The organism is Halalkalirubrum salinum, assembly GCF_005543295.1.
Taxonomy (GTDB): domain Archaea; phylum Halobacteriota; class Halobacteria; order Halobacteriales; family Haloferacaceae; genus Halalkalirubrum; species Halalkalirubrum salinum.
Genome location: NZ_SRSG01000058.1, coordinates 113,283 through 126,711, shown reverse-complemented (window position 1 = coordinate 126,711; position 13,429 = coordinate 113,283). Strand labels below are relative to the sequence as shown.

The 13,429-nt window shown below is 61.5% G+C and carries 15 protein-coding genes; 6 read left to right on the top strand and 9 right to left on the bottom strand.

What is annotated here, in order from left to right:
- Nucleotides 1-23: 23 nt before the first annotated feature.
- Genes E5K03_RS15265 through E5K03_RS15255 form a run of 3 tightly spaced genes read right to left on the bottom strand, consistent with a single transcriptional unit; the run spans nucleotide 24 to nucleotide 2,691 of the window.
- Nucleotides 24-1,460, bottom strand: coding sequence for an MmgE/PrpD family protein (locus E5K03_RS15265; RefSeq protein WP_138007650.1), 1,437 nt, complete (start codon nucleotides 1,458-1,460; stop codon nucleotides 24-26).
- Nucleotides 1,460-2,257 (bottom strand): SDR family oxidoreductase, encoded by a 798-nt coding sequence (locus E5K03_RS15260; protein WP_138007649.1) that lies wholly within the window; start codon nucleotides 2,255-2,257, stop codon nucleotides 1,460-1,462. The genes E5K03_RS15265 and E5K03_RS15260 overlap by 1 nt, the downstream gene beginning before the upstream one ends.
- Nucleotides 2,257-2,691, bottom strand: coding sequence for a universal stress protein (locus E5K03_RS15255; RefSeq protein WP_138007648.1), 435 nt, complete (start codon nucleotides 2,689-2,691; stop codon nucleotides 2,257-2,259). Before E5K03_RS15255 ends, E5K03_RS15260 begins: the two co-directional genes overlap by 1 nt.
- 95 nt (nucleotides 2,692-2,786) lie before the next feature.
- On the opposite strand from E5K03_RS15255, the gene E5K03_RS15250 reads away from it, so the two are divergent.
- Entirely contained in the window at nucleotides 2,787-3,161 is a 375-nt protein-coding gene (locus E5K03_RS15250) for a VOC family protein (RefSeq protein ID WP_138007647.1), read from the top strand.
- A gap of 49 nt (nucleotides 3,162-3,210) precedes the next feature.
- On the opposite strand, the gene E5K03_RS15245 is transcribed toward E5K03_RS15250, so the two are convergent.
- Nucleotides 3,211-3,582 (bottom strand): tautomerase family protein, encoded by a 372-nt coding sequence (locus E5K03_RS15245; protein ID WP_138007646.1) that lies wholly within the window; start codon nucleotides 3,580-3,582, stop codon nucleotides 3,211-3,213.
- Nucleotides 3,583-3,687: 105 nt separating this feature from the next.
- A complete protein-coding gene (locus E5K03_RS15240; protein ID WP_138007645.1) occupies nucleotides 3,688-4,881 on the bottom strand; it encodes an MFS transporter in 1,194 nt (397 codons plus the stop codon).
- A 98-nt stretch (nucleotides 4,882-4,979) separates the two neighbouring features.
- Between E5K03_RS15240 and E5K03_RS15235 the strand changes: the two genes are divergently transcribed.
- Entirely contained in the window at nucleotides 4,980-5,165 is a 186-nt protein-coding gene (locus E5K03_RS15235; RefSeq protein ID WP_138007644.1) for a ribbon-helix-helix domain-containing protein, read from the top strand.
- Nucleotides 5,155-5,880 carry a queuosine precursor transporter gene (locus E5K03_RS15230; RefSeq protein ID WP_138007643.1) on the top strand — a complete coding sequence of 242 codons (726 nt, stop codon included), beginning with the start codon at nucleotides 5,155-5,157 and terminating at the stop codon, nucleotides 5,878-5,880. The genes E5K03_RS15235 and E5K03_RS15230 overlap by 11 nt, the downstream gene beginning before the upstream one ends.
- A 6-nt stretch (nucleotides 5,881-5,886) precedes the next feature.
- Here the strand turns inward: E5K03_RS15230 and E5K03_RS15225 are convergent, their stop codons facing one another.
- From E5K03_RS15225 to E5K03_RS15210, 4 genes are all read right to left on the bottom strand, one after another.
- The gene (locus E5K03_RS15225) at nucleotides 5,887-6,666 is read right to left on the bottom strand and encodes a 23S rRNA (uridine(2552)-2'-O)-methyltransferase (RefSeq protein WP_138007642.1); all 780 of its coding nucleotides are present in this window, start codon (nucleotides 6,664-6,666) and stop codon (nucleotides 5,887-5,889) included.
- 633 nt (nucleotides 6,667-7,299) lie between these two features.
- The gene (locus E5K03_RS15220) at nucleotides 7,300-9,489 is read right to left on the bottom strand and encodes a heavy metal translocating P-type ATPase (RefSeq protein WP_138007641.1); all 2,190 of its coding nucleotides are present in this window, start codon (nucleotides 9,487-9,489) and stop codon (nucleotides 7,300-7,302) included.
- A 5-nt stretch (nucleotides 9,490-9,494) separates the two neighbouring features.
- The gene (locus E5K03_RS15215) at nucleotides 9,495-9,845 is read right to left on the bottom strand and encodes an SHOCT domain-containing protein (RefSeq protein WP_138007640.1); all 351 of its coding nucleotides are present in this window, start codon (nucleotides 9,843-9,845) and stop codon (nucleotides 9,495-9,497) included.
- Between the two features lie 352 nt (nucleotides 9,846-10,197).
- Nucleotides 10,198-11,292, bottom strand: a complete 1,095-nt coding sequence (locus tag E5K03_RS15210) for an aminopeptidase (protein WP_138007672.1) — start codon at nucleotides 11,290-11,292, stop codon at nucleotides 10,198-10,200.
- 278 nt (nucleotides 11,293-11,570) lie between these two features.
- Here E5K03_RS15210 and E5K03_RS15205 point away from each other — a divergent pair, with 278 nt between their 5' ends.
- From E5K03_RS15205 to E5K03_RS15195, 3 genes are all read left to right on the top strand, one after another.
- Nucleotides 11,571-12,398: an alpha/beta fold hydrolase gene (locus E5K03_RS15205; protein WP_138007639.1), complete on the top strand. Its 828-nt coding sequence runs from the start codon at nucleotides 11,571-11,573 to the stop codon at nucleotides 12,396-12,398.
- Between the two features lie 175 nt (nucleotides 12,399-12,573).
- Nucleotides 12,574-12,870, top strand: a complete 297-nt coding sequence (locus tag E5K03_RS15200) for a UPF0175 family protein (protein ID WP_205743016.1) — start codon at nucleotides 12,574-12,576, stop codon at nucleotides 12,868-12,870.
- On the top strand, nucleotides 12,870-13,358 hold the full coding sequence (locus E5K03_RS15195) for a hypothetical protein (protein ID WP_138007638.1): 489 nt from the start codon (nucleotides 12,870-12,872) through the stop codon (nucleotides 13,356-13,358). Before E5K03_RS15200 ends, E5K03_RS15195 begins: the two co-directional genes overlap by 1 nt.
- Nucleotides 13,359-13,429: the final 71 nt, after the last annotated feature.

The window sequence follows — 13,429 nt, the reverse complement described above, 5'->3', positions numbered from 1 at the left end:
CAACAGTCAGTGCGACGGGATTACTAGTGTGATCGACTACTGTGGCCAACAGCGCCGCGCAGTCGCTCGTAAATCGGCGGGTCGGTGTCAGCGCCCAGCGATCGGCACGCGGCAATGATCGCCGCACAATCGTCGTCGGCGACGCCCGCTGCCGTCGCGAGTTCCGCAAACTTGGCGTCGATCGCCGACCACGAGAGCGGCCGCTCGGGCTCGCCGCGGGCGTGTTCGACGAACCGCTCGTACGGTGTCGATCCATCGTTGACGCGGACACTCGCTGCCCACGTCTCGGGGAATCGCGATTGGACAGATTCGCTCGTTGCAACCGTCGTTCGGTCCATCAGCCGCCGCATCGTTGGCTCGTCAAGTCGGTCTTGTGCATCGAGAAACGCGCGCAAGCCTGCGTCTGCCTCGGTGAGCGCCAGTGCCGCCACGAATGGCATGCTAAACTGACAGTCGACCAGGTTTGTCGGGCGTCGTTTGGCGTCGATTGGCTCGCCGGTCAGCGTCACGCCAGAGGCAGGCAGGTCCACGTGAATCGATTCGATCGCGGCTGGGTCGATCGCTTCCTCAGCAGCGATGTCGAGCAACCCGTCGATCGCCGCATGCATGTACCGACAGCAGGGATATGGCTTCAGCGCCGTCTCCTGGACGGCCGCGCCGGGTTCGAGTCCGTCGAGCACGGACGGATCGGCGTTGTCGGTATAGCCGTGAAAGAACCCGTGTGTCCCAGTGAACGGCCGGGACGCGCCCCGAAAGCCAGCCGCAGCGAGTGCAACCGCTTCGATCGCGCGGGATGCGGCAAGCCCCGGGTGGAGCCGCTTGTTCCACGCGCCGTTGTCGAGAAACTGCAGTGAGCCCGCCGCCTGGCTGCCATTGATGCCGAACGCGGCCGAGAGCTCCGAGGTCGAAAGACCCCACAGCCGCCCGGCCGCGGCGGTCGCGCCGAACGTGCCGCAGGTCGCCGTGATGTGAAACCCGCGGCCGTAGTGGGCGTCGGGGTTGACCGCCCGCCCGAACCCACAGGTCACGTCGTAGCCGACCGCGATCGCCGCGAGCAGTTCGTCGTCCGCCGCACCTGTCGCCTCTGCGGCTGCCAACGCCGCAGCAATCACTGGCGCGCCAGGATGTGACGAGGACGATCGATGTGTGTCGTCGAAATCGAGGCTGTGGGCATAGGTGCCGTTCACTAGCGCAGCCCGATCGGGTGCGATCGACTCGCCGGTCGAAAGCATCGTCGCTCGCCCAGATTCGGTCGGGTCGTCTCCGGAGCCAGCAAGTGCGGCGACCCCACGGGCAACACTCGCGCTCGATTCGGCGATCGCCTCGCCGCCGAGAACGAGACCGGTCCAATCCAGCGTGGCCTTGCGGACCGCGTCAACCACAGAGTCCGAAAGGGCCGATCGATCTGTCTCCAGTGCGTATCGTGCGAGTCGATCGGCAAGGGAGTCGTCGGTGGTCATTAGAACGCCCCCCGAGACCAGCCGCCGTCGAGCCCAATTGTCTCGCCGGTGATGTAGGAGGCCTCGTCGCTGGCGAGGAACGCGACGGCCCCAGCCAGTTCCTCGGGGCGACCGAGCCGCCGAAGCGGCAGTTCTGCGGCTCGCATCGCTTCGGCCTCCTCGTGGCTCACGCCCTCGGTTTCGGCCAGGTGGTCGATCTTTTCGGTAAGTCGTTCGGTGGTAATTCCCCGCGGACACACACAGTTGACGCGGACGCCCTCAGGGCCGTACTCGTTCGCGAGGCTCTTCGAAAGCCCGTAGATCCCCGGCCGGAGCGCGGCCTGAAAGACGTCACCGGCTGTTGGCTCCGGCGCCGTCGCAGAGACGATGTTGACGATCGAGCCGCCGCCGTCGGCGAGCGCCGGAAGCGCAGCCCGAAGCGTTGCGAACGTGCTCCGAAGCACCAGTTCGTAGGTTTCGTCGAACTCCTTGACGGTGGTGTCGGCGATCGACTGCACCGGGGGGCCCCCGTGGTTTGTCACGAGTACGTCCAGCCCGCCGAACGCGGCGACGGTATCGTCGACCAGCTGTGTGATCTCCTCGGGCGATCGGAGGTCACAGACCTGTGTCCTGACCGCGTCTGAAGCGGCGTCAGTTTCTTCGAGAATCGCCTCGCGAGCCGTCGCGAGGTTCTCCGGAGAGCGAGAGGCGATCGTCACGCGCGCGCCAGCATCGACGAGCGCGCTCGCGGCTGCTCGCGCGAGCCCCTTGCTTGCGGCAGTGAGCAGACACTGCGTGTCGTCGAGGGGTGGTGCCATCAGTTCGGCACCAACACAGGGACCTCGCTTTCGAGAATCACACCCTGGGTTACGCTGCCGAACAGCGCCTTGCCGACGGGCGATCGCTTTCGGCCGGCAAGCACGATCAGATCCGCGTCGATGTCGCCTGCAGCCGCAATGATACTCTCGACGGCGTCACCAGTCACCGCACCAACCCGCGTTTGAAAGCCCGCATCCTCAAGCGTCTCGTAGGCTTCTGTCACTGATTCGGGCGTGCCCTGAAGCTCGTCGATCGACTCGTTGATATCGTCGATGATACTGCCGCCGATTTCGGCACCGGGCGCGTCGATCGGTTCGTGAACGTGAAAGACCGTCACCTCAATGTCGTCATCACCCGGGAGGCGCTGAATCGCATCGAGCTGTTGGCGGGTTCGATCGTGGTCGGCGTCAACCGGGAGCAGAATTCGATACATACCCCGTAATGTTCGTGATCGTATATCAAAGATGTGTCCCCGGCGAAGTCGTTCCCAACAGGTGCGTTTTACCGCGAGACGCGCGAGCGGCCGGCATGGACGTGATACACACCGCAGTGTGGGTCGACAATATCGAGCGGACGATCGAGTTCTACACAGAGGGACTCGAACTCGACGTGAACTGGGAGGTCGTCAACGACGGCGTGCAGTACGTCTATATCGGCGGCGAACACGGCGAGATACAGTGCAAATACGATCCTGACGCGGACTACGAGACGGGTGCAGCCGGCGGATTTGATCATATTGCGATCGGCGTCGAAAACACCGACGAAGCATTCGAAACACTATGTGAGCGCGAAGATCCGCCGGTCCATACACCGCCGATAACGCTGTCGACAATGAATCGACGGATCGCATTCGTCGAAGACCCCGACGGCTACGTCGTCGAACTTGTACAGCAACTTGGCTGAGGCGGCCTCCTGTCGCGATCGCCGGAACAATACTCCGAGGGAGACACAGTCAGGGCGACCACTCGCCGCCGACTCGATCGACGCCCATCAGTTGCTCGCCGGGGTGTTCTGTAAAGGCCACTTTGAGGTTCGGTTCCGGAATGTCCCACGCGTCAGTGAGGTACTCCATGGCACGGAGTGCGAACGATCGCTTCAACTCGAAGGGCCGGCCTTCCCGAATGTCTGCGTTGAGGAACGCGAGCGGACCGTCGACGGCACGGCCGATCGCCATCGCGTCGGGTGGGTGCGATCGAACAACGACCGCGACGTGGCCGGCGGTTGTCTGCATCTCCTCGGTGTACGCGTCGGTGAGTGTCTCCGTACAGTCGCGTCGTTCGGCGGGCGTCGGCTCATAGGTCGTATCGAGCGAGAGAAGCGGCATGGCCAGAGGATGTATGACAGGATGTATCAGCCTTCAGGTGCCGGCAACGATCGATCTGGGTACTCGATCGCAGCGACAGGTTCAAAACACCTGATCTGAGCCGAACTACTCGGCCCGAGCGGCAGTCTGCTGAACCGGCGGCTCGGTCCGGATGACCTGGATGACAAAGGCGATCGACAGACACCCAAGCCCCGCGAGCAGGAGCCACGCGGCCCGGTAGCCGAACGCGTCCGCGAGGTAACCGAATGTCGGCGGCGCGAGTAGCGCTCCCGAGGTCAGCGCGAGCTGGCCGCCGCCGGTTGCGCCGCCCATCTCCTCGGGCGCGACGAGCGTCGCCATACACGAATAATAGACGCCGGTGAACCCGAGCACAAAGAAACCGAGACCGATGAGCGCGGCGGTCGCGAGGAGGACGCCATCAGCGAGCGCGACGGCGATGAACAACAGGACGCCAGCGATCGTCTGGACGAGCAGAATAGTCCCGATCGATCGTCGCGGTTCACCCGGCAATACGTCCGCGAGCCAGCCGGTGATCACTCGACCGACGCTGCCTGAGACCTGCAGTGCCGCGAGCACGACGCCCCCGTAGGCAACTGTCGAGCCGACCGACTCGTCCATGTAGAGGATGGTGTACCCGGTTGTCGTGAACAGCCCTGCGCCGAGAAAAAACCCCGCGATCGTCAGCGATCGGTAGGGTTTGTTTTGCGCGAGTCGCCGGAAGTCCGGGTACGACGCGGTTCCGCTTTGGCTGTCGGTCCGGTATCCCGCAACGAAAACCACGGCAGCGAAGACGCCAACCCCCGCGGCGATCCAAAAGCCAGCCTGCCAGAATAACACACCCGCGATCGACGTGATGAACAACGCACTGATTCCCGATCCAGCGGTGACACCGACCTGCTTGATCCCGATCGCGAGGTTCTGTCGGCCAGCCTCGATGTTGTCGAAAATCGCTTTGTTCGTGCCGGGCATCGCCGTACCGTACAGCGATCCGAGCAGAAACGCCGCCAGAAGTAACGTTGGATACGACCACGCCATCGAGACGAGCAGCGCGCCGACAGACAATCCCAGTAGGCCGACAAAGAGCGTTCGGCGCTCGCCGAAGCGATCGGTGATTGCCCCAAGCGGAAGCAAAAACACCGCATAGCCGAGCGTCAGCGACGTGACGACGAGGCCAACGTAAAATCCTGAGAGGCCGAACTCGTCGCGGAAAAACGGCGTCGCCGCGAAGATCGAGTAGTAAATGACACTCGCGGCAACCTGCCAGCCCAGAATCATCGAGACGACCCGCCAGTAGCTCATCGGGCAGTAATCGGTCCGGCCGTGCTAATAGTGATAGGTGTCCCGGCAACCCAGGGGAAATCACTGCCGTTAAGATATTCTCACGAGAATCTCTGGATATGCCCAAGATAAGCGTTGAGATTCCAGAAGAGCTGCTGACAGATCTCGATCGCCACGTCGGCGAGGACGGAAAGTTCGTGAACCGAAGCGAGGCCGTGCGGGCCTCGATCCGCAAGACGCTCGATCTGCTCGACGAGATCGACGAACGACACGGCCGTCTGGAAGAGGTCGACGATGAGCGGTAACGCTGCGGCCACAGCGAACAGTCGAACCGAACCCCGGCTTGCAGCCGGGCAGGTTGGCCTCATCGCGCTGTTCGTGACCGCACTCGTCACCGCACAGCTCACCGCCGCGAAGCTGCTTGCGCTGCCGCTGCCCGTCGAACTGCCGTGGGTCGGCGGCGCGATCGTCCTGCCCGGTGCGGCGCTCGCGTACGCGCTGACGTTCTTTGCCTCAGACTGTTACGCGGAGCTGTACGGCCGACGAGCCGCACAGATTGTGGTCAACGTAGCGTTCGTGATGAACTTCGTCGTGCTCGCGCTCGTGTGGTCGACGATCGCCGCCCCGGCAGCTGACCCCGAGTTCGCTGCGACCTTCGAGGCGGCACTTGCGCCGGCGGGTAACATCGTGGCAGGCAGCCTGCTAGCGTACGTCGTGAGCCAGAACTACGACGTGCTCGTTTTTCACCGCCTCCGGGAGGTGACTGACGGTTCGTATCTGTGGCTGCGCAACATCGTCTCGACGGGAACCAGTCAGGCGATCGATACGATCATTTTCGTGTCAGTCGCATTCGTCCTCGCGCCGCAGTTGTTCGGTATTGGGTTTGCACTGCCCCTCGAGGAAGTGCTGGCGCTGATCGTCGGCCAGTACCTGTTGAAGTTGCTCATTGCAATCGCGGACACCCCGTTCGTCTACGCCGTGGTCGCTGTACTCGATCCCGATCGGGAACGAAACCAATAGCCACACTCAGTCTTCGTCGACGATTTCGGCGAACGCGAACCGCGGTTTCACGTCCGTGATCCGGACGGTGTGAGTCTCGCCAGTCTCCGCACCAGGGATGAACACGGTGAAGTCTTCGACCTTCGCGATACCGTCGCCTTCGCTGCCGACATCGACAATTTCGACGTCGATCTCGTCGCCCGATCGAACGGGCGCGGTGAGGTGGTGTTTGCCGACGAGGTACAGCTCTGAGGACGAATCCCGCGAGGCGTCGGGTTTAATCCGGCGGACGTAGCGGAACTCGCGCTCAATGTCCGCTTCCAGCGCGTCGAGATCCTGTCCCTCGAAGACCTTCACGGCCAGATCGCCGCCGGTGTCGAGCACGTCGAGTGCGACCTCGAACGCCTGGCGGGCGAGGTGGACCGATCGGGCGTGATCGAGGTTGTACTCGCCGGTCATGTTTGGAGCCATATCCGAGAGTACGACATCCGCACCCCCCTCGCCGATCGCCTCGCGAACCGCCGCCTTCGTCTCGTCGTCGGTCATGTCGCCGCGGATTGTTGAGACGACGTGGGAGTCCACCTCATCGATCCGCTGGAAGTCAACGCCGACAACCCTGCCGTGATCGCCAACTGCCTCGGCAGCGACTTCGAGCCAGCCCCCGGGGGCCGCACCCAAATCGACGACCGTGTTTCCGGGGCCGAACAGGCCGGCTGCCTCGTCGAGCTGTTTGAGCTTGTACGCCGCGCGGCTGCGGTAACCCTCCTGTTTGGCTTTGTTGTAGTAGTGATCGCGATTTGAGGCCATTACGATACAAAATCTCCTGATATTTCCTCGGTGCACTCGTAAATCGGTATCGGTTGCATACCCAAAGTGAGGTGGCCAGTGGTCAAGTGTGTGGCGGACTGCTCCACGGAGATCATAAAAAAACCGCTGCGTTACAGATACCACGCAGAATCATTTAAGCGACTAATTCTTTACTGAGCAGAGAATGCCTAAGAGAAGCGATCCTGGACAAATCGAACGGGACAAAGGAGTTGAGTAGAACGCGAAGCCGGTGACGTTCGCTCGTGGGTATATTGACGGTTGGATCGCCGACCACCCCCTCCCCAGATGATCAAGAAGCTGCGCTTTTTTGTAGCATCAGGTCACAGGACGAGTCTCATAACCACCTTCACCCACAGCGTCAGACAGCAGGTCAAACGAATCGCGGGACGTACTGAGGGGGTTGACCCGGATCACGGTAGTCCACACGCTGAAACACGGGCGCGCGAGTGAGATGCGGGCTTCAACTGCGTACAATCGTCTTCTCCGGGCACTCCTCACGGCAATCGAAGATGACCGCGATATCGAATCGGCGGTTCGTGATCGGCTTGGCGAGCATGACAGCGACTAGTCGTCCATTTTCAGTGATGTGGGCTCTCGGACGGGAGACTCGACCTACACCGTGATATCGGCCCGACGCAGGAGTTGCGCGTTGACCGCAACGATGACTGTACTCGCCGACATGAGGACGGCCCCCACTGCGGGCGAGAGTAAGATACCAATCGGGGCGAGGATACCGGCAGCGAGCGGGAGAGCGAACACGTTGTAGCCGGCGGCCCACACGAGATTCTCCTGCATCTTCCGGTAGCTCTTCCGGCTGAGGCGGACGAGACTCACGACGTCCCGAGGGTCGTTCTCGACGAGGACGACGTCCGCTGACTCGACAGCCACGTCGGTTCCCGACCCGATTGCGATGCCGACGTCCGCACGCGTCAGCGCGGGCGCGTCGTTCACGCCGTCACCGACCATCGCAACCAGTTGATCCTGCTCCTGTAGCTCGACGATTTTCTTGTCTTTGTCTTCCGGGAGAACTTCGGCGAAGTACGTGTCGATGCCGAGTTCTTCGGACACGGCCTGAGCGACGTCTTCGGAGTCGCCGGTCAACATCGCAACTTCGATCCCCATCGCGTGGAGTGCATCGATCGCCTCGCGACTCTCGTCGCGGATCACATCCGCGAGTGTGACTGCCCCTACAGCCTCGTCGTCCTGCAGCAGGTACACGACTCCCTGCCCCCGGGAACCCGCATTGTCTGCGAAGGATGTCAAACTGTCGCCGGGATCGATATCAAGATGCCGCAGGAGGTTCGGCCCGCCAACATAGACCATTGTTCCCTGCTGCACGGCGCTGGACTCGCCAGTTCCCACCGAGATGTCGGTTTCGACAGTGGCACCGACACCCCGTCCCTCGAGGGCCTCGAACGCTCGCGTGGACGGAACGGACAGGCCACGGTCGTGTGCCTCCTCTCGAATCGCCGTCGCAATCATATGTTCCGAATCGCCCTCTGCGGCGGCCATGAGCGTGAGCACGTCGTCCTCATTCCAGCCGTCCGTCGTTGCGATGTCGACAACGCCCTGTTCACCCTCTGTGAGGGTTCCCGTTTTGTCGAAGACGATGGTGTCGAGGTTGCGGGCCTCCTCCATCGCGATCCGATCGCGGACGAGCATCCCGTTGCGCGCGGCCAGCGAGGTGTTGATCGCGACGACCAGCGGGACAGCGAGTCCGAGCGCATGCGGGCAAGCAATCACCAGCACAGTGACGACCCGTTCGACCACAGACAGTCCGAATCCCTCGACGAGGCCCCACGCGATCGCGGTCACCACTGCGGCGCCGAGCGCCGCGTAGAAGAGCCAGCCCGCGGCACGGTCGGCGAGTACCTGTGTGCGTGACTTGCTCTGTTGGGCTTCGTCGACTAACCGCATAATCCCCGACAGTGTCGTCTCCTCTCCGGTCGCGGTAACGCGAACGCGGAGGCTGCCGCTTTGATTGGTCGTGCCACCGATCACCTCGTCGCCGGGCGTCTTTTCGACCGGTTTCGATTCGCCGGTGACCATCGCCTCGTTGACATTCGATTCGCCCTCCTTGACGACGCCGTCGGCTGGGACGTTTGCCCCGGGTCGGACGAGTACCAGATCGTCCTCGGAGAGATCGTCGACAGAGACTTCCTCGGTATCTCCAGATTCGTCGATTCGCTCGGCGGTGGTAGGCATCAGGTCGGCGAGTTCGTCAAGCGCCCCCGAGGCCCGCCGTACGCTCCGCATTTCGATCCAGTGACCCAGCAGAAAGATGACGACCAGCGTGACCAGCTCCCAAAAGAACGGTTCGCCGATCTCAAACACGATTGCGGCGAGACTGTAGACGAAGGCGACGGTGATCGCCAGCGAGATGAGCAACATCATTCCGGGCTCGCGGTTTCTGGCTTCGACCGCGCCCATCCGAAGGAAAGGAATGCCGCCGTACGCGAAAATGACTACTCCGAGGACAGGGCCGACGAACTCGCTGCCGGCGAACTGGATGGCGGTGTACCCGAACCAGCCCTGCAGCATCGAACTGTAGTAGAGGACGGGCAACGCGAGCAGGAAGCAGACGACGAATCGGCGTTTGAACATCTGCTCGTGGCTGGAGTGGTCGACCATTCCGCCGTGGTCGTGCCCACCGTCCCCGTGGTGGCCTTCGTGAGACGAGCGTGCCGCCTCCTCGTCGGATGCCGCTCGATAACACTCGCAGACGCGACAGCACGGGCACTCACGATCGGTCGGCTTCTGATGGGGCGCGTGTTCGTCACGGTGGTCGTGATGGTCAGACATATCTGTCAGTCTTCCCGTCGTAGTCGCTCGTGCCGCGTTTCGAACTCCTCGTCGGACAGTTCGCCTCGGGCGTAGGCGACGCGGAGTTCTTCGAGCGCCGCGTCCTCATGTCGACCGTCTGTTCGGCGAATTCCGCGGTACAGGAGGTATCCGATTCCGAGAGTGGCGATCAAGATGATCAACCACATCAAGAGCCACATCCATCCAGCCCCGCTCCACATTCCCACGTCACCCATGTGTCCCCATCCCCACATCCCCATAGCAGGCATCATTACGGCCATCAAGAGGAACGGTACAAGGAGGACGATCGCGACGATGATGAGGAGTACTCGGAGGATCTGATCATTTGAAGACATATGCTAACTCTTCGCAAAGCGAGCATAAATACCGTCCGAAGTTTCAGAAAACCGATAGTTGCATCTGGTCAATCATCCCCGCCCCCGCAATAGTGGTCACCGACACTGCTGCTGTTAGAAACTAGTAGGCACAACAGACCGGGACGAATGGTTGTAGTACTCGTCGCGATTTGAGACCATTACTAGCCAAAATCTCCTGATATATCTTCGATGCACTCGGAACGCGATGTCGGTTGCATACCTCGAACGGAGGCGTTCAGCGGTCAAATGTGTGCCGGACTACTACTCCCTGAGATTCCAATGGGAGACAGTGCTGCGTGATGCTACTCGAACACCATCACGTGAATCGTTCCTACTCCCAGACGAACTCGCCATCCTCTTGGACGACTTCTCCGTCGAGTTCAATCCGACCCTCGCTCATGTCCTTGAGAAGGTCTACGTGAACTGCGCTCTGATTCTGCTCGCGATCTTCGCCGACCGTCCAGTGATATGCCCGACCGATTGCGAGGTGGACGGTGCCGTCCATCTTCTCGTCGAAGAGCATGTTCCGGGTGAAACGGTCGATACCCTCGTTCATCCCGACCCCGAGTTCACCGATTCGACTCGCCCCTTCGTCTGTGGACAGCACTGATTCGAGCGTCTCCTCGTTTTTCCCCGCAGAATACTCCACGATAGTCCCGTCCTTGACCGTGAGGCGGACGTCTTCGACCTCGTGCCCTTGTACCATCGATGGCTTGTCGAACCAGATCTCTCCCTCGACCGAGTCTACGACGGGCGCGGTGAAGACCTCGCCACCGGGGAAGTTCCGCTCTCCGATATCGCTAACTGCGTGCATTCCGTCGAGGCTCATCGTGATGTCCGTCTCCGGGCCGGTGATGCGCGCTTCGCTCGCGGATTCGAGGCGCTCGCGGAGTGACTCTTGTTTCTCCTCGACGGCAGCCCAGTCTCGGAGCATCGCGCCGTAGACGAAGTCCTCGTACTCGGGCAGTGACATCCCGGCCCGCTGGGCCCACGCTTGCGTCGGATGCTGGGTACCACAGACCTGTTCTTTCTCCGTCAACACGTCCATGAACGGTGCCATCGCCTCCGCCCGCCGCTGTTTCGTCTCCTCGGACACGTCACTGAGTACGTTCGTGTTCGTGTCTGACCTGATCCCGATGACGGCGTCACTCTCTTCGAGGAGAGCCAGGAGATGGCTTGGCGACGTGAACTCGTCGTCGTGGTGCTGGAGAAACGCTCGCATCGGTTCGCCGGACAGTCCGACGCTCACGTCCATCGTTGCGTAGACTGTCACCGGTTCAGCGCCACGGTCACCGAGTTCGGCGTGGAGTGCGGTCACTAGCTCTTTCGCGGCCTCGTTCGCGATGATGGTGACGGTGTCACCGGGTTCGACTTCGACACACCACTCGACAAGTTTCGTGGCTTGCTGGCGTACACGGTCGTCGATCATCGTATTCGATAGACACGTTCTTATTCCGTTATTATCACTCTTTCCCAACGAAGACGATCTCGAACGGCGTCTTGAGTATCGTCGCAACGGGTCAGCTCTCCGGTTCGGCGGAGCGGCGTCATGGTACACGGGAGTTGGACGAGCGTGTCGTGGGCCACCTGCGTACGCCGACCCAGCCACCATCCTTGACAGGTGATGAGACGAATACCCAGGATGTCAGAAATTTGCCGGCGCTAACCGTTAAGAAGATTCGGGTGATGATTTCACGATGAAAGATGTCGTATGTCGAGACGAACGGGATTCAGACCTACTACGAGGACGACGGTGACGGCCAGCCGATCGTGGTGCTCCACGGGGCAACGGCGGATCATCAGGTATGGGCCGAACAACTGCAACCACTCACCGACGACTACCGCGTCATCCTGTACGACCTCCGCGGGCACGGGAAGACTGGTGGGTCAGCCCTCAACCGATACACGGTCGACACGTACGTGGACGACCTGGCCGCCTTCATCGAGGCACTCGACGTCAACCGGCCGACCGTCCTCGGACACTCACTCGGCGGGATGATCGGCTACGCGTTCGCCGACTCCTATCCCGAGAGGCTGTCCGACCTCATCGCGGTCGGAGCCATGACTCCCGAGAATTTCTCGACACCCGAGTGGGCCTTCAAGACTGCCTATTCCCGAGTGATACTGCCACTCATGGGGAACGAGCGGATTTTTAACGCCACCGTATGGGCTCAGCAGAAGCTCTTCGGGGCTGATTCGACGGTGGACGTCGACGAGCTACAACAAATCCGTGAGGCCCACGGGTGCAAGAGGCCGGAACTGCCGGCGAGCGAACGTTCGAAGATTCTGTCCGCGACACGGGAGTACTTCAGGTCGAGTTGGTCGTGGCAGTTGTCCGGTGTCCCCGTCCTGCTGCTGTACGGCGAGAACGAACCGTTCATCGAATCACACGCGGAATATCTCGAGACGCGACTCGCGGACTGTCGGACTGCGGAGATCCCGGGTGCGAGTCACAACGCACACGTCGACAATCCGGAGTTCATCCGCGCTCGGATTCGGGAGTTCCTCGAAACAGTCGACGAAAGTGGGTAGAAGGCTACAAATCCCACGGAACAGAGTGAGTGGCTGTTCGCATGTCGTGACCCCCGAAGTTACGAGTTTGAGAAAGGAAGTACACCGGTGAATCGTATCGAAGATAATCACCTGTGGGAGCGCAATCTGGAACTCTCCGTTACGTCTATTGCGTATCGTAACGTATTTATTCGTAATGATGAAGACGGTCACCACTCGCATCCCTGAAGACGACGAGGAGGCACTCGCCGAACTCGAGTCGGAGATGAGTGCCGACCGGTCGGAGGTGCTTCGGCGCCTCATCCGGCAGGGCCTCGACGATTGGCGCACAGAACGGGCACTCGACCAGCTCCGCGATCACAGCATCACGCTCCGGAAGGCGGCGGAGCTCGCGGACGTCTCGTACGTCGAGATGCTGACGCTCGCCGCCGAGGAAGGCATCGACGTCGGATACACGACCGACGACCTCGAGCGCGACCTCGAGCGCATCTAATGGTCGTCGTCGACTCTTCCGCGCTGATTCCGCTCGCGTGGGTCGGGCGACTCGACCTCATCTCGATCGCCTTCGACGACGTTCGGACGACCGAGGGGGTTCGGGAGGAAGTCCTCACCGAGGGCAAGCGTGGTACTGTCGCGCTCGACGAGTTTCTAACGGACGTGACTATTCACGACACGCCAACCCGGGCCGAGAAGGTGGCGTCGATGGAGGGAGTCGCGGTGGCCGACGCGTCGGTGATTCTGCTGGCCGAGGACGGCGAGGAGATCCTCCTCGCCAACGACAGGGGGCTGATCGAGGTCGCCCGGAGCCACGGCGTGGAGTGCTGGTGGGTGACGACGTTGTTGCTCAGTTGTACTAAAGCAGGTGACTTGACGGCCGAGGAGGCGACTGACCTCCTGTACGACCTCGTGAACGAGGGAATGAACCTGCATCCGAAGGTCTACTCGCAGGTGCAGAAGAAACTCCGAGAACTGGGGAGTTGAATCGGAGTCCTCGACCGAGAGGCGTTTTCGCGTACTAGCCACAGCAGACCGGGGCGAGTAGTTGTGAAACG